The sequence below is a fragment of the Clostridia bacterium genome (assembly GCA_012840125.1).
Lineage (GTDB): Bacteria > Bacillota > DULZ01 > DULZ01 > DULZ01 > DULZ01.
In genome coordinates, this window is sequence record DULZ01000103.1 from 1 (window position 1) to 15,290 (window position 15,290).

The 15,290-nt window shown below is 57.0% G+C and carries 16 protein-coding genes; 2 read left to right on the forward strand and 14 right to left on the reverse strand.

Features of this window, described 5'->3' with window-relative positions:
• Positions 1 to 247: 247 nt before the first annotated feature.
• The 13 genes from GXX34_12105 to GXX34_12165 form a co-directional block, all read right to left on the reverse strand.
• Positions 248 to 466 (reverse strand): hypothetical protein, encoded by a 219-nt coding sequence (locus tag GXX34_12105; GenBank protein HHW08250.1) that lies wholly within the window; start codon positions 464 to 466, stop codon positions 248 to 250.
• 100 nt (positions 467 to 566) lie between these two features.
• Complete coding sequence (locus GXX34_12110) at positions 567 to 1,280, reverse strand: DNA alkylation repair protein (GenBank protein HHW08251.1); 714 nt, start codon at positions 1,278 to 1,280, stop codon at positions 567 to 569.
• 59 nt (positions 1,281 to 1,339) lie between these two features.
• A complete protein-coding gene (locus tag GXX34_12115; protein ID HHW08252.1) occupies positions 1,340 to 2,224 on the reverse strand; it encodes a hypothetical protein in 885 nt (294 codons plus the stop codon).
• Positions 2,205 to 2,900 (reverse strand): ATP-binding cassette domain-containing protein, encoded by a 696-nt coding sequence (locus tag GXX34_12120; GenBank protein ID HHW08253.1) that lies wholly within the window; start codon positions 2,898 to 2,900, stop codon positions 2,205 to 2,207. The genes GXX34_12115 and GXX34_12120 overlap by 20 nt, the downstream gene beginning before the upstream one ends.
• 13 nt (positions 2,901 to 2,913) lie before the next feature.
• A complete protein-coding gene (locus GXX34_12125) occupies positions 2,914 to 4,062 on the reverse strand; it encodes a hypothetical protein (protein ID HHW08254.1) in 1,149 nt (382 codons plus the stop codon).
• Between the two features lie 134 nt (positions 4,063 to 4,196).
• Positions 4,197 to 5,507: a phenylacetate--CoA ligase family protein gene (locus GXX34_12130; GenBank protein HHW08255.1), complete on the reverse strand. Its 1,311-nt coding sequence runs from the start codon at positions 5,505 to 5,507 to the stop codon at positions 4,197 to 4,199.
• Positions 5,508 to 5,523: 16 nt separating this feature from the next.
• Positions 5,524 to 5,919, reverse strand: a complete 396-nt coding sequence (locus GXX34_12135; GenBank protein HHW08256.1) for a C_GCAxxG_C_C family protein — start codon at positions 5,917 to 5,919, stop codon at positions 5,524 to 5,526.
• A gap of 15 nt (positions 5,920 to 5,934) precedes the next feature.
• Positions 5,935 to 6,624, reverse strand: a complete 690-nt coding sequence (locus GXX34_12140) for a class I SAM-dependent methyltransferase (GenBank protein ID HHW08257.1) — start codon at positions 6,622 to 6,624, stop codon at positions 5,935 to 5,937.
• A gap of 17 nt (positions 6,625 to 6,641) precedes the next feature.
• Entirely contained in the window at positions 6,642 to 7,040 is a 399-nt protein-coding gene (locus GXX34_12145) for a hypothetical protein (protein ID HHW08258.1), read from the reverse strand.
• Positions 7,037 to 8,425, reverse strand: coding sequence for a radical SAM protein (locus tag GXX34_12150; protein HHW08259.1), 1,389 nt, complete (start codon positions 8,423 to 8,425; stop codon positions 7,037 to 7,039). The genes GXX34_12145 and GXX34_12150 overlap by 4 nt, the downstream gene beginning before the upstream one ends.
• Positions 8,426 to 8,440: 15 nt before the next feature.
• Complete coding sequence (locus tag GXX34_12155) at positions 8,441 to 8,584, reverse strand: DNA-binding protein (protein ID HHW08260.1); 144 nt, start codon at positions 8,582 to 8,584, stop codon at positions 8,441 to 8,443.
• A 59-nt stretch (positions 8,585 to 8,643) separates the two neighbouring features.
• On the reverse strand, positions 8,644 to 10,884 hold the full coding sequence (locus GXX34_12160) for an NAD(P)-binding protein (protein ID HHW08261.1): 2,241 nt from the start codon (positions 10,882 to 10,884) through the stop codon (positions 8,644 to 8,646).
• A gap of 105 nt (positions 10,885 to 10,989) precedes the next feature.
• Positions 10,990 to 13,806: a molybdopterin-dependent oxidoreductase gene (locus GXX34_12165; protein HHW08262.1), complete on the reverse strand. Its 2,817-nt coding sequence runs from the start codon at positions 13,804 to 13,806 to the stop codon at positions 10,990 to 10,992.
• A 477-nt stretch (positions 13,807 to 14,283) separates the two neighbouring features.
• Between GXX34_12165 and GXX34_12170 the strand changes: the two genes are divergently transcribed.
• Entirely contained in the window at positions 14,284 to 14,436 is a 153-nt protein-coding gene (locus GXX34_12170) for a hypothetical protein (protein HHW08263.1), read from the forward strand.
• Positions 14,437 to 14,448: 12 nt separating this feature from the next.
• A complete protein-coding gene (locus GXX34_12175) occupies positions 14,449 to 14,940 on the forward strand; it encodes a ferritin family protein (protein ID HHW08264.1) in 492 nt (163 codons plus the stop codon).
• 66 nt (positions 14,941 to 15,006) lie between these two features.
• On the opposite strand, the gene GXX34_12180 is transcribed toward GXX34_12175, so the two are convergent.
• Complete coding sequence (locus GXX34_12180; protein HHW08265.1) at positions 15,007 to 15,279, reverse strand: hypothetical protein; 273 nt, start codon at positions 15,277 to 15,279, stop codon at positions 15,007 to 15,009.
• Between the last annotated feature and the right edge of the window lie 11 nt (positions 15,280 to 15,290).

Here is a 15,290-nt window from a genome sequence, read left to right on the forward strand (position 1 = left end):
TCACTCCTTGGGTTTCTTTTTTGTGTCATTACTTGAAAGATTCTCCAATTTGGGGTGAAGTCCTTTTCTTTGTTATCCAGTACATTGATTTATAAGGACTAGCGTTTTTGCAAAAGGCTCAATTTAAGAAATCTTTTCGCGGCCCGCCCCTACTCTATCCTGCCACGGCCAGGATCCACTTGCTAAAAAACAAAAAGGAGGCAGGTGAAAATCACCGCCTCGCCAGACCCCACTGCCTCAGCCGGTGCTAATACAGCTTTACTGTTTCATCCACCATTAAATATGCCGACGGTTGGTTGATGGTAACGGTAACCTGCCGGCTGGTTTGCCACCGGTCATCATGAGGGTCAATTTGAAATCCTATACCAAACATATTGTCTCTTAAATGGCCTCCGGCTGCCATCAGTATTATCACCGTCACAGCTCCCAGGCAGGCCAGCTTCAGCTTACCCTTGCCGGTGTTCATGGACGTGCTCCCTTTCAATCCATATTACGGTCAAACAAGTTGTTTCCTTTTCAACGGCCCCCTACCCGCATAAAGGAAGCGGGCGACGAGCGCCGCCTCTCTAGACTTTTCCCTGCAGGTATTGCTGCCGCAAGGCCGGTTCCAGTTTTTCAATGGCGTACCGGAGCATGGTCCTAGGCATCCTCCGGTAATGCCGGTCAAGAAAGTCCAGCTCCCGCCGGAGGTCCCGGTTCCCCACTTCCCGCAGCATCCAGCCCACCGCTTTATGAATGAGGTCGTGAGGATGATCCAGAAGCATTTCCGCAATTTGCAACGTATCCTGAAAATCATGGTTACGGATAAAATGCAAGGTGGCAATGATGGCTACCCGCTGTTTCCACAAATCCCCGCTTTCCGCCAGTTCGTAGAGAAGCCGCCGGTCCCGGTGTTCCAAGTAGGGACCCAGCAGCTTGTATGCCGAGGAATCCACCAGGTCCCAGTTGTTCACAAAAGATAGATTGCGCAAATAGCACCGGATAATCTCTTCTTTTTCCGCGTCATCCTTGCTGCGTTCGTACTTATGCACCAGCATGAACAAAGCAGTCAACCGGCATTCGTGGACCGGGTCCTGCAGCAATCGCTCCAGGTCCGCCAGGGATACTTGCTTGTAATACTGCTTGGCTACCCGGCGCTGGTGGGGCACCGTCACCCCCAAAAACCGGTCTCCCTCCCCGTATCCGCCGGGAAAGGCCCGGAAGAAGCGCGGGAAGAACTCCTTCTTTTCCGGGTCACTGTACTGTTCCAAGGCGTTTTTCACCTGCTGGACGCAATCCACCTCATTCCCCCCAATCCTGCTTGTATATAGTCTTTACCGAGTCCCCCCGGCCCAGCCGGTTATATTTTCGCGGAAGTCCATCCCAAGATGCTCCCGGTGCAGCCGAAAGCCAGGCTGAGGGCCCCTAAAAGCCCGGCCAGTTTCAGGGACAAGGGGCCGGGATCAGGCAAGGATAAGAAGGGAAGAAAATGGGCCAGCTGGCCGTAAACCAGGTGGACGGCGGGCAGGATCAGGACCACCGCCAAAAGGCCGCCCGCCAGGGCAATCAAGATGCCCTCCAGCAGGAAAGGCACGGCTATGAAACTTCCCCCCGCTCCCAGCAGTTCCAAGGTGTAGATCTGGCTCTTCCGGGCGTAGATGCTGAGTTTGATAATGTGGGAAATAATGATGAGGGTGGCCACCGCCACCGCCGCCAGGCTCACGTAGCCCAGCCTCTCCAGACCCCGGACCAGGCCCTGCAGCCGCGCCAGGATCTCCTGATTGTCCCGGACGTAAGCCACCCCCGGCAGTTCCCGGAGCCGGTCCAGCACCGCCCCGCTTTCCTCCAGCACCGGATTGACCTCCAGGTAGGGGAGAAAAGGATTTCCTTCCAGCACGGCCAAAACACCGGCTTCCCGGCCGAGGATCTCCCCCATCCGCTCATAAGCCTCTGCGGCGCTGACCGTCCTGACCTCTCTCACCCCGTCCAGCTGCCGCATTTGCTCCGCCAGGGCGCTGACTTCCTCCTCCGCTAAGCCCTCTTCCCAAAAGACAGTGATGGCCGCTTCCCGGCTCAGCATATGGACAAAATGACGGCCGGTCCACCACCCGGTGACCACCGCCGCCAGGATAAAAAGGATGAGCCCGATGCTGGCGGCGGAAAAGAGGCTGGTGAAAAGATTCTGCCGGATGGATGTTTTCACTTCCTGCCAGAAATAACCCAGGTTATAGAACAGCGTTTTCAAGGTAGCGGCATCCTTTCTCATCCCGGATGATTTGTCCTTGCCGGAGCTCAATGCATCTTAACTCCCGCCCGGCCGGGATCAGGTGGGTGGCATGGGTGGTTATGATCACCGTGGTGGCGTCACTCACAAAAGAAGCCAGCAGTTCCAGGACCTGCACCGCGTTGCCCTGGTCCAGGTTACCTGTGGGTTCATCCGCCAGGATCAACCTGGGGTGCCTGGCCACCGCCCGGGCAATGGCCACCCGCTGCCGTTCACCCCAGGACAGGTTTTCCACCAAAGTCCCGTATTTATGGGCCAGCCCCACTTTCGCCAGGGCCTCCTTCGCCTCCGCTTCCATCTGTTTCGGCGGCATCCCTAAGATACGCAGGCCCAGCATCACATTTTCCAAGGCGCTTCTGCCATTAATGAGGCTGAAATCCTGGGACACCGGCCCGATTTTCCGGCGCATCTCCCTTACGGCCCGGGTCTGGGAAGGAGCCGGCATGTAATCCATGACCCGCAGCCGGCCTTGGGTGGGAAACTCCAATCCCATTAGCAGTTTCAGGAGGCTGGTCTTGCCGGAACCGCTGGGGCCCAGGATGAAAACGAGTTCCCCCGCCCCCACGGAAAGGGACAGGTTCTCTAAAGCCACCGTGCCGTCAGGATATTGCAGCCGGATTTCTCTTGCCTCAATCATGCACAGCCCTCTTTCACCGCTGGTTTTGTAAAAAGGCCGGGGTGATTAACAGTTCCACTTCCCGGTCCCGGATCTCCACCGCCTGCAGCACATTCCGCCCGATTAAAGGCTTAAAGTCGATGGTGACTTGGCGGTCCGGCAGCAGTTGCCGGATGGTCTCCTCCTCTAGGGGCAAACCGTAGAAAGTCCCCCCCTGCACTTGGAACATGATGGCGGTATTACGAACGATGACAAAGGTACCCTCCAGCACCAGCCGGCTTTCCGGCAGCAACAGGGAAGCCTGCCCGGGAGCAAACCGGAACAGGACCCCGGACAATTCCGGGTAGGCCCCGATGATCTCATTGACGGTATCCTCTGCCAGGGTGCCGTAAATGCCCCGGAGGGAGAGCTTGGTCTTAAGGGCATCCTGGGGAATCTTCCCCCAGTCGATGTTTTCCGCCAGTTCCCGAAGGGTGCCGGCAAAAAAGGGTTTAAGCTCCGCCCAGGTTTGCTGCATCTGGACCAGCTGCTCCCGGTAATATTCCCTTTCTTCCGCCAGGGCCCGCAGTTGAGCTTCCATTTGCGCCCGCACAGCCAGAACTTGGACCTGGGCTTCCGTTACCGCCACTTCTTTAGCCGCCAGGGCAGCCAGCTTTTCCTCGTACCTTTCCCTTTCCGCCACCAGGGCGGCCCTGCTTCCCTCGATGGACCGGAGCAGCCTCTCCGTGCCCTGGGCCAGGTCCCGCAGGAGGTTGACCCGGCGCCAGAAATCGCCCAGGTCCTGGGCTCCCAGAAGAATCTCCAGGTAGGACGCCGGACCCAGGCGCTGGTAGGATTTTAACACCTGGGCCAGCCCCGCCGCGGTGCGCCGGTGTCGCTCTTCCTGCCTCCGGATTTCCCCGTCCAGTTGGCGGAGCTCCTCCCGCATCCCCTCTATTTCCTCCACCAGCCGCTCCTTTTCCCTTTCCAAGTTCTCCAAGGCCTGGCTCAAGGCAAAAAGCTCTTGAAAAACCCGGTCCTCTTGAAGGGACAGCCAGGACAACTCTTCTTCCAAGGGCTGGGAAGGCCCGGCAGCGCCGGGCGGCTGGAAAGCCGCCAGGACCAGGATCAAGAGCAGGACGCCGGCAGGCTGGATCCATCTTTTCCATCGAAACAAACGGGACATGGCCATTTCCTCACTCATGAAATCCGGGAAAGAATTCGACTTCCACCGGAAGAATCCCTTTTCTGCCCGGAGATAAGGCACCAGGGGGTATGATTTGCGGCAATCTTCTGACTATTGTTTCCCGACCTCCCCGCCCTTTCGCGGGAGGTGCATCAACTGCCTGCTTCCTCCACCAGGATGGTTCTCTTGGCCGTTCCCCGGCGCAGGTGACGGGTTTGGCTAATCCGGATGTCTACCCGGTCCGGCAGCAGTGCCCGCACCGCCGGCAGGGCCTCCAGGGCTTGCCGCACGGCGGCCAGGTCCACGGCGCCGCCTTCCCCGGGCAGGATTTCCACCTGCAGGAGGGCTTTGCCCAAAAGCCGGGATAAGGTCACCTGGTAATCCACCAGGCCGGGGATACCAAAGAGCGCCTCATCCATTTGCGGCAGGGAGAGTTCCCCGCGGCCCAGCCGGACTGCCCCGGCCAGCCTGCCCTGCACCAGAGCCAAGCTCTTGAGAGGAGTGCCGCAGGGGCATCCCTCCGGGATAAAGTGGCTGATGTCACCCGTCCGGTAGCGGATGAGAGGCATGCCTGTCCGGGTCAAGGTGGTAAAGACCACTTCCCCCGGGGTACCGTCGGGGACCGGTTTCCCGGTCGCCGGATCAACGATTTCCACCAAAAGGTCCGCTTCCCGCAGGTGATAACCCCGCCGGGCGCGGCACTGGACGCCCCCGCCCAATCCCATTTCCGTCATGCCGTAGTGGTGGTACACCAGGCATCCCCAGGTTTCTTCCAGCACCCGGCACAGGGATTGGGGAACGTAATCCGTACTCAATAAAATGCTCTTCACCCTGCCCCTTAAGGCCCGGCCCTCCGGGTGGCGGGCCATGCCCAGCACCTGCACCGGGATCCCCACCAGGGCGTTCACACCGGACTTTAGGGCCGCGACCACAGCATGGGCCGGGTCCTCCACCGGCCCGTAAGGCACCGGCTCAGCACCCATTCTTGCCAGGCCGGTTCTCAACAGATCCCCCACGCTGCCGGGGGTCTGCCCGGGCAACAAAATCATGACCCGGTCACCGGGTCCCACCAGGTTCCGCATCCCGTGATCAAAAAAGTCAATAGTCAGCTCCTGGTCTTCTTTGGTAAAGTAAATGCGTTTACAACTGCCGGTGGTACCGGACGAGCGCAGGGTAACAATCCGGGCAATCTCCTGCTGGCCGGTGCAGACGAACCGCCGGGGCTGCCCTTGAATATCCTGCGCCTCGGTAAAAGGCAGCCGGGTCAACTGTTCGTAACCGGTAATATCACCGGGGTCCACCCGGCTCAATTTTTCCCGGTAATAACTGCTTTTTGCTTTTACGTAGGCGATGGTTTGGCGTACCCGGTGAAACTGGTAAGCTTCCAGTACTTCCCGGGATAATCCCGTCACCGGCACACCGATCTTGCCCGCCATCCAAATGTCCAGGGGGTTACCAGGCAACTTTTTCACCTCACGGTTACGGCTCATCCAGCTCTAATAGCTCCAATACTTTATCGTAAGTGGCTGCCAGTATCCTGGGGCATTTCAGCATGCGGTTCAACTCGTCGTCCTGCAGGATGTCGTCGCAGGTGATCCCGCCGTGCTCCGCCTCGAATTCCTCCCGAAACCACTCCACCAGTTCATTGACCAGCAGCTTGCGCCGCTCCGGCTCATACAAAGCAATCAGCAATGCGGCCCCGCTCAAGATACCGCACACCATCCCTGCATGCAGCCCGTCGCAGAGCCCGGCCGCCGCATGTACCAGTTCCGGGTTATCTTCCCTCTCTCCATCTTCTAAACCCATCTTGATGATGATCTGGCTGCAGCAGTAGTCTTGCTGCTTCAGGGCGGCGATACGGGAAAGCTCCACCATGCACCACCACTCCTTTTAGCTGGATTTCTTTTCCGCCACTAGTAGAAAATAGCCCGGCTTCCATCCCTTGATTTCTTTACAGCAAGCTCCCCGGTTTTCTTTTTTGTTCAGCAAGCATGTCCACAGGGTATCGGCGGTGCCGTGTTTCATGATGCTGTCCACCACCAGCTGGACCAGGTAGCCGGAATGATCCTCCCACACCAGGACCTTAAAGCCGTACCGGTCCAGCAGGGCCAGGATCCCGTCCTTGGTCTGGATGGAATCCTGACGATTACGGTAGTAAATATCGGTAATGATCAATTTCCCCCCTGGTCGGAGCACCCGGAACACCTCTTTTAACAAGGCGTCCTTATCATCAATGAGGCCGAAAGTACACTCCATTAAGACGCCGTGCAGGGAACAATCGGCGCAGGGCAGGTCATCGCCCCGGCCCTCCTCGATGGGTAAATCCGGGTATCTTTCCTGGCCTTTTTGGATCATGACGGGGGAGGCATCAATCCCCAGGGCCTCCAGCCCGCATGCTTCCACCAGGAACCGGACGGTTTCCCCCGTGCCGCAGCCGATATCCAACACCCTGGCTCCTACCGGGAATTGACAGTAGGAAAGGGCTCGTTTGGTCAGTTCCAGCCCACCGGGCCGCAAGGTGGCACCGGTGACTTGAGCCAGGGAACCGTCTTCATAAACACTCAGGCACTGTTTTCCCATACCCGCCAAATCCCCCGCTAATGCTCTTCGCCATCACAGCCGGCACCGCAAGCGTGGCCGTGAAAGAAGTGCTCCATACTGCCTTCGTAATCACAAATAATCTCCAACTGGAGTTTTTCCATCAGGTCCAGTGCTTCCTCGGCAGTATAACCGGCGCCGCGGTACCTGGTAATTTGCTCCGCCGCCAGGAGTTCAAAGGGTTCTCCTTCGATGAGCCCGGTAATCAGGGCTTCGCAGTCATGTTCCTTTACCAGCCGGGCCAGGTCCAGACCCAATTCATCTTGTTCCAAGTCGTGGGCAAAAGCTTCGAAATCCATGGTCTCCATATCCACAATCAATAAGTAAGCGCTCTTGGCAAACTCCCCGGCCACGCGACTGGTCAATGTATTCCCATCGGTAGCAACCGCAATTTTCATAGTTTTTCTCCTTTGCTGGTATTTTGTCCTTCCCGGTATAAGAAACGGCCATCCCGGCTGGACAGGTTGTACGCACAAAAAGGAATGATTTTTCCTCCTGCTATGAAATGCAGGCTGCAGTCCTGCAGGCGCTCCAAATCCAAGTTGCCGGCATCTTGGAAAGCCACGCAGGTGATGCTTAAACGGTAGTTGCGGAGCCGTTCCAGCAGCCGGTCCCAACTGGCATACGGACTCTGCTCCGGGTTATCTTGGCCGCAGCCACAGTCCCGGCCCGGCAGTCCCCAGCGACTGGCAATATATTTCCGGGCCTGCTCAATGGTTGCTTCCTCTCCCCGCGGGCCGCAGCAATTAGATTGTTTCTGCCTTAAAGGGGTTAAGGTGCCGTCCTCCTGCAGGAGGTAATCGCCGTGGAAAGAGCACAGGCAATGCTTGCTGCCGGTGGGCGCGAAATCCGCCGCTCGCATCACCCCGCCGGTCTGGTCTTCAATAGCCTGCATTATTTCCGGCAGCGTGACCCGGTCCCGGTCCTCCGGTTCACCCGGATAACGGCCGAAATAGCTGACCGGCTGGAAATTGACGCCCCTGATCACCGGCAGTCCCTCCAAAGCGTAACCGATGATTTCACCGATATTGCCGGCGTTAATACCCGGCACAATGGTAGGCACCAGCACCACCGGAAGCCCTTCCCGGGCACAGTTTGCAATCGCCCTCCTCTTGACCTCCAGCAAAGGGCGCCCGCGGATCGCTTCGTATATTTCATCCCTAGTACCGTCAAACTGCAAGAAGACGGTGGACAAGCCCGCCTCTTTCAGGGCCGTCACGTAACCGGCATCCTTCGCCAAGCGGAGCCCATTGGTATTGAGCTGGATAAAGGGAAAACCCATCCTGCGGGCCAGGGCCACAATCTCCGGCAGGTCGTCCCTTTCCGCCGGCTCCCCCCCGGACAGCTGGAGATTGCATTTGCCGGCGGTTTCCATTAACAGCCCCAGCTCCGCCTCGATTTCCCCCAGATCCGGGTCCGCCTGGGCATCCCGGCCGGCATCGGCGAAACAAATGGGGCACTTCAGGTTGCACCTTTGCGTCACCTCCAGCAAAACACAACAGCTTTGCTGCCGGTGGTCCGGGCACAAACCGCAATCATAAGGGCATCCTTCCTCCACCGGGGTCAGGGTTTTCGGAGGATGCACCACCCGGCTGTTGACCCGGTACCAGGTGGCGAAATCCGGTTGGCCCCGCCAGATGACGGTCTTACAACTGCCATGGACCGGGCAGTCCTTGCGCAGGTAGACGTCGCTGCCCTCTTGCACCCGTTCTGCCGGTATTCTCGCCAGGCAGACCGGGCAGACACTTTCCGTTAAACCGATTACTACCGCATCATTACTCATAAAAGGCCTCCACCGTTATTTGTCTTCCAGCTGCTCCTCCACTTGGGCCATCCTGCCTTCCGCCAGTTCCTGGGGAATGAAAACCTTGCAGCATTTAGGGCAGGCCGGCACATCGTGAGAAAAAGTATGGCCCAGGTAATTAAACACCTTTTTTTGCATTTGCAGTTCCGCCTGGCATTTAGCGCAGATCCATTTTCTTCCCGCCGTGTCCACCGCCGTCATTCCCCCTCACTAAAGCGAATCCGGTGCGAGTATGCAGCGAAAACCTCATAGGTTCCCGGAGCCGCTTCCCGATACTGGACCCAGTAAGTAACCACCGGCTTGACCAGGCTGCATAAACACATGCCGTCGCCGGGATCATAGAATTTGTCGCCGGCATCTTCCGCCCGCCAGATGGCCTCCTTGAGTTCCGCCGCCGAGATGAGATTTTCCTCCATCTTTTGCTGGATTTCCTCGCTGATGACCAGCTTCAGCCCGTCCCAGGGATGGGTTTCGGGTTCAAAGTCCAGACCCCATTTCGTCTTGAGGAGTTCCTTTTTCACTAGCAAGCTGTTCTCCCTCTTTTCCAGCAGCGTAGGTATTTTACCTTCAGGCTGGAGCCCGAAAACTAAATCAAGCACGTGAGCACATGCTTTACCCCGGGAAGCAAAAACCTCCCGGCAGTTGGCGCAATAAACGATATAGGGCCGGTCACTGGCCGCAGCCCGGTTTTGGGCGATTTCATTATATAAAGACGGGTTAGCCGCGCGAATATGCCCCCCATAACCGCAGCAGCGGTTCCGTTCCTCCAGTTCCCGGAGGGAAATTCCGGCTTTACTGGCAATGCCGCGGACGGCTGACTGCATCCCGTCATGGTCCCTGGCGGCGCAAGGGTCAAAGACCGCCGCCTCGGCCCAGGCAGCGGCAGGTACCGGTTCCTCCCGGCGGGCCAGCAGTTCGTACAGGGAAACCCGGTTGATTTCCGGCAGGAACAGGCTGAACACCAGCTGGCAGGTGGCACAAGCAAAAACCAGGGTGGGTTCTCCCATCTCCCGCCAGACCTGCCGGATCTTCTCAATATGGGCCTGCAGCCGCCCGTCATCGCCGGCCCAGTAGGCAGGGGCACCGCAGCAATTCAGGATCAACCCGGCATCATAAGCGCCTGCCAGGAATTCATAGGCTTTCACCACATGGGCCGGATTGGAAGCCCCCAGCTGGCAGCCGGGAAAAAAGGCATAAGTGCATGTTGTCCGTCCCCGGGGAGCGGACGCAAACGCTCCTTCCGTGGCAGCGAATTCCATTTCCCGCAGCCAGAAGTCATGAAAGGCCGGGGGAGCCGTACCGGCCTGCACCCGCGAAACCCTGGACAACTGGAACAAACCGCCCAGGTCCACCTCCTCAGGGCAAACGGATTTGCAGTACCCGCAGATATTGCAGGAATATGACTGCCTGGTAATGGCGCAGGTAAAGAACGGTGGCTGGGCGTTAGCGTCATTATATACTTCCTGGGCGATCTTGTGGGGAACCTTGCGGTAACGCTTGAGCATCTCACAGGCATTCATACAGGCTGCGCAATCACAATGGAGGCAACGCTGGGCCTCTTGCCTGGCTTCCTCCTCCGTATACCCCTCCGGACTTGACGGTACCACCCGGGGCACGGAAACGGCCCCCTCATGTTTGAGATAGTGGGCACAACTCTCCTTTTCCTGGACCGGCAGTTCCGCTCTACCGGTTTGAACGAAGGCCTCGATCAGGTTGGCCACCCCTTTGCCCTGGGCTATCCCTTCCATCAGGGTGGCCCCCACCAGGGTGCCCCCCATAAAGACTTTAGGCACGGCGGTGGTAAATTGCTTAGGCTGCCAGCTCTCCAAAAGCCCAAAGTCTTCCCCGCCGGCACCGGTGGCCACATAAACGGCGTCAAATTCCTCCAGTTCCGCCAGGCTCTTAATCTCCGTGCCGAAACGAAAATCCACGTCATACACGGAAAACTGCAGGGCGATCTCCCGGTCCATCTCCTCAAAGCGGGGATGCGTGCGCAGGACCCCGCCCCAGTCCCTTTCTTTCTCAAATACCTTGACTTGATAGCTTTTCTGGGCCAGCATCAAAGCACAAGAAAGACCGGCCACCCCTGCACCGACTACCGCAATCACCTGCTCCTTCGGTTTGATCGCATAGACTTCCGGTTGCCGCTTCTTGGTGTATCGCAGGCAAGCCGCCTCTAACAGGCCGAGATCAATGGGTTCATCATTGAGCTGGGTGCGCTGGCAATGGGCTGTACACGGCCGGTCACACAAAATGCTGACAATACCCGGAAACACAACGGCATTCCTGAAGGTCTTATACGCGGCAGCCCACCTGCCCCTGGCAATTTGCTGCAAGAAAGCACGTATATCCAGGCGAAAGGGGCAGGCCAGGGTGCATGAAGCCGGTTCTCCTTGGAAACACCTCGCTGTAAAGGCAGTTGCTTCCTCAAGCTTCAAAGGGCATCATCCTTTTCACAAAATAAATGTACCCAACCGCTTGTTAAGATCAGGGCAGGATTTCCCGGTAACAACCCGGGAAACCCTGCCTCGATCCAGGTCTCCTTAGATAGGATTAGCTTTGATTTCCTCCAGTTCCTCCTCAAAATCGGAGCCGAGGAAATATTTCTTGGGTTTCAGGTCTTCGCCCCGCTGCTTGGCTTCCCAAGCGGCTTTGACTTTATCCGGTGTGGCGGGCAGTTCATAGATCCGTACGCCGCAAGCGTTATTGATGGCGTTGATCACGGCCATATGGTTACAGGACTGGAAGCACTCCGAACAACCACAGGAGCCGTGGGGTCCCGCCGGCCGCGGTCTCTCCACAAAAATGAGATTGATGTCATCGGGGATCATGTCAATGGTGGGGATACCGCAACCTACCATATTGCCGTGCTTGTCGTCGGGCTGGTAATCCTCGCTCAGGGCGTAACCAATGCTGTGGGACAGCCCGCCGTAAGCCTGACCTTCCACGGAAAGCCGGTTGCCGATGGTACCGACGTCAGCGGCGCAGGTGAACTTCAGGACTTTCACCTTACCCGTATTGACGTCCACCTCCACCTGGGCCAAGTTGACGCAGTACATATAGGTCGGGTTCTTCTCGCCATGACCCGTATTGGGATCCAGTCCAGGCGGCAGGCCGATATTGAACTGGTCATAATGTCCCACATACTTGGTCGGGATGCCTTCCGCTACCATCTCCTCATAGGTCCGGTAGGTGCCATCGGGTTTACGCATGGCATCCATCAGCTTCTTCGCTGCATCCAGGGTGGCGTTACCGCCCATGTAGTGGGAACGGCTGGCTGCCGACAGGCCGCTGTCCGGGCAAATGGCGGTGTCATTCATGACCAGGCGAATCTGTTCCGGCTTGACACCTAACGGTTCCAGGGCTTTCACCGCATGGGTCAGGGAACCGATGTCACCGCCTTGGCCCACGTCCTGCCAGGTATTGTACAGGGTGAAGGTGTTGTCCGGGTTCAGTTCCAAGGCCACTTCGCAGGAGTCAAAGCAGCCGATGGTGATGAGGAAACCGCCCATACTCAACCCGACACCGACGTGCCTGCCCTCTTTCTTAGCGGCCTCTGCTTCCGCCTTGTACTGGTCATAGTAGGGCTTGATCTTCTGCAATAATTCCGGGAATACCTCGTAGTCATACAGGGGTGCGCTGTTAATGCTGGTATCGCCCGGTTTGGCCAGGTTCTTCCACCGGAACTCCCACGGGTCGATGCCGGCCGCTTCCGCCGCCATGTCGATCAAGGCTTCCGAAGTTGTGAAGATCTGGGGACCGCCGAAGCCGCGGTAGGGTACGCAGTAAGCCTGGTTGGTGGAACCGCCGCGGGCCAGGGCTTTAATATTCGGAACGTTGTAGCCCAGGAAAGCCACGTTCAAAAGGTTGTTGAAGAGGTGTTGGCCGTGACCGGCATAAGCACCGTGGTCCAGGGCCACATCATATTCCACGGCAAGGATCTTGCCTTCTTCATCCACGGCAATCCGGCCGTTGCAGTAAGTAGCGGACCGCTTACCGGACAGGTGGTTGAACTCTTCATAGCTGAGGGTCAGGGTAACGGGCATATTCAGGTTCTGCACCGCCGTGACTGCCAGGGCATAGGTATGGGGCGCGCAGGAATAACCGAAGGAACCGCCGGTCGGGTTCATGATCATGCGGATTTGTTCTTTAGGAATACCACAGGCCCGGGAAACCCCTTCGGCACACTCAGTCAGGGCTTGGCACTTGCTTTGGATGGTCATATACCCATCGGCGTCGACGTATGCTTGTACTACGTCCGGTTCAATGGGCAGGTGCGGCTCGTGCTGCGAATGGAAGCTGCCCTCCGCCACATGTGGTGCTTTCTCAAACAGCTCTTCCGTATCCTCACCCTTGAACAGGGGCTGCACCATGTAGAAGTTCGGCAGGTCGTCAAACAACTGGATAGCGTTCGGTTGTGCCGCTTCCGGGAAGGTCAGGTAGGCGGGCAAGACTTCCAGTTCTACTTTCACCTTCTTCGCTGCCGCCCGGGCATGCTCTTCCGTGTCCGCCGCCACCAGGGCCAGCACGTCGCCCCGCTTGCGGACTTTTTTGTCGCAAATCACGGGGAACTCGGTGACGCCTTTCCCTTTACGGCGCGGTACCAGCGGCGGCCCGGTCAAAATGTTGGTTCCCTTCACGTCTTTGGCCAGCATCACTTTATACACGCCGGGCATCTTTTCTGCTTCGGAAATATCGATGCTCTTGATATTAGCATGAGGTACATCGGACAGTACCACCGCCAGGTGAGCTACGCCTTCCGGCATCTTCAGCTTGATGTCATCACCGTAGTCCGCCAGGCCGCACACTTTAGCCAGGGCCGTCGGTCTGGGACGACGGGAACCGTAGATATCTTTTTCTTTAGAAGCATCATAAGTAATATCTTCCATGGTGGCCTCTCCTCGCAGCACTTTGGCCGCGGCCATCACTGCGTCCACGATGGGTTTGTAGCCCGTACAACGGCAGACGTTCCGGTGCTGTCTAAACCATTCACGCACTTCTTCGCGGGTAGGATTGTTGTTTTCCATCAGCAGTGCATAAGCGGACACGATAAAGCCGGGGGAGCAGAAACCGCACTGGACACCGCCGTAGGTAATCATGGCTTGTTGAATGGGATGCAAATGCTGGGGTGTGCCGATGCCTTCAATGGTAATGATCTTGCTGAATTCCGGCACGTTTTTCATCTTCCTGGCGCAAGAGCGGATAACCTTGCCGTCCAGGATCACGGAACAAGCCCCGCACACGCCCGAACCGCAGCCGATTTTGGTCCCGGTCAAGCCCATCCGGCGCAGCACCACGGCCAGCGAGTCGTTTTCAGGATCGCACAACACCGGCCTGTCCACGCCATTGATGTTCAACATGATCCTCTTCAGTTTCTTCAATTGTCCCACCCTTTCTTTAATAGTGTTTGTGTGAAGCAATTTGAGAAATCTGATCAATCCCGGGATTTAACCCGTATTACGACACCCTGTCACCGCCTACCCCCTTCTCAGTTTCATTACTCTGACACGCTCAATCCCTATTGGTTTACATTTGCAAAATATGTGCCAGTAGTGGGACCCCTGCTAAATCAAGGTTTCCGGCGGAATGTGTCCAATTTCACAACCCGGTGCGGTATAAATCCTCCCTCCCACTGGACCACTATTTGAGACAGGTGTATCATTTTAGAACAATACCATCCGTCTTTACCCTTCATAAAGAATGACTGACCGGCCATAATTAATACCAAAGAGGCTCGAGTACCCTTTTTCTTGATCGGGGGCAGGAAATGCCCAAGACTTAACGAATTAGATGCTATAATGCTTGGACTAAGTCGTCCTGCGATGGAGGTGAAAAACATGACCCAATGGCGTTGTTCCATCTGCGGTTATACCCTGACGGAAGAGACACCACCGGAAGTATGCCCCATGTGCAACAATCATTGTTCTTTTGTGGACAATACTTGCTATATACCCGATTGCGGTAAAGTGGAATCCGATAGCCAAGGCTAGGAGGTGCTGGTGATGTGGAAGATTTTTAAAGCGGCAGAAATCGTGGAGTTCGCCGTCCGGATTGAGCAAAACGGTTATACCTTCTACGAAAAGGCAGAATCTTTAGTCAAGAACCCTGCTGCCAAAGAATTGCTGGCTTTCTTGAAAGAAGAAGAGGAAAAACATGAAAAGCTCTTCCGCAGCATGATGGGCAGCCTGGAACCGGCCAACGTGCGGGAGACTTACGAAGGGGAATATGAGGAATACCTGAAAGCCCTGGTGGACAATCACGTTTTCGGCGCCGAAGGGGCGGCGGAAAAGGCCCTGGCCCGCATTGACAATGAAATAGAAGTCCTCAATACCGCCATGGGCTTTGAAAAGGACACCATCCTCTTTTTCCGGGAATTAAAGGAATTGGTCTCAGACAAGGACCGGGAAGTGGTGGACCGGTTAATCCGGGAAGAGCAGTCCCATTTGCGGAAACTGGCCCTGGTCAAAGCGGAACTGTGCACCTGCGGCGAGTAAAAAAGAGCCGGTCGTGACCTTGACCAAGGTGACGGCCGGCTCCTGTGTCCTTTGGGCGGGGCCTGATCAGGCTAGGGGCTCCTTGACCAGGGATGCCGTGAGGGCGAAACCCAGGCCCAGAGCCAGGTATGGGAACAGCTCATAGCGCAGCAAGGCCAGCAAAAACTCCTGCACCAGCGGGGGCAGCTTAACGCCATGCAAGGCTAAACCGAAAAGAAGCAGTACCGCCAGCAGGGGGACGGCAACGGACCCCAGCATAGCCTTGTTCAACTGCCATAGGCCCTCTCTCTTGCTTTCCCGAGCCAGGCTCCAGCTGCCGAGAAACAATCCCACCACCATCCATCCCGCCA

Excerpts from the sequence above, each read along its gene's own strand:
- GXX34_12175 (HHW08264.1), top strand. The coding sequence starts at position 14,449 with ATGTGGAAGATTTTTAAAGCGGCAGAAATCGTGGAGTTCGCCGTCCGG.
- GXX34_12125 (HHW08254.1), bottom strand. The coding sequence starts at position 4,062 with ATGAGTGAGGAAATGGCCATGTCCCGTTTGTTTCGATGGAAAAGATGG.
- GXX34_12165 (HHW08262.1), bottom strand. The coding sequence starts at position 13,806 with ATGTTGAACATCAATGGCGTGGACAGGCCGGTGTTGTGCGATCCTGAA.
- GXX34_12120 (HHW08253.1), bottom strand. The coding sequence starts at position 2,900 with ATGATTGAGGCAAGAGAAATCCGGCTGCAATATCCTGACGGCACGGTG.
- GXX34_12180 (HHW08265.1), bottom strand. The coding sequence starts at position 15,279 with ATGGTGGTGGGATTGTTTCTCGGCAGCTGGAGCCTGGCTCGGGAAAGC.
- GXX34_12155 (HHW08260.1), bottom strand. The coding sequence starts at position 8,584 with ATGCAAAAAAAGGTGTTTAATTACCTGGGCCATACTTTTTCTCACGAT.
- GXX34_12140 (HHW08257.1), bottom strand. The coding sequence starts at position 6,624 with ATGGGAAAACAGTGCCTGAGTGTTTATGAAGACGGTTCCCTGGCTCAA.
- GXX34_12135 (HHW08256.1), bottom strand. The coding sequence starts at position 5,919 with ATGGTGGAGCTTTCCCGTATCGCCGCCCTGAAGCAGCAAGACTACTGC.
- GXX34_12170 (HHW08263.1), top strand. The coding sequence starts at position 14,284 with ATGACCCAATGGCGTTGTTCCATCTGCGGTTATACCCTGACGGAAGAG.
- GXX34_12105 (HHW08250.1), bottom strand. The coding sequence starts at position 466 with ATGAACACCGGCAAGGGTAAGCTGAAGCTGGCCTGCCTGGGAGCTGTG.
- GXX34_12145 (HHW08258.1), bottom strand. The coding sequence starts at position 7,040 with ATGAAAATTGCGGTTGCTACCGATGGGAATACATTGACCAGTCGCGTG.
- GXX34_12150 (HHW08259.1), bottom strand. The coding sequence starts at position 8,425 with ATGAGTAATGATGCGGTAGTAATCGGTTTAACGGAAAGTGTCTGCCCG.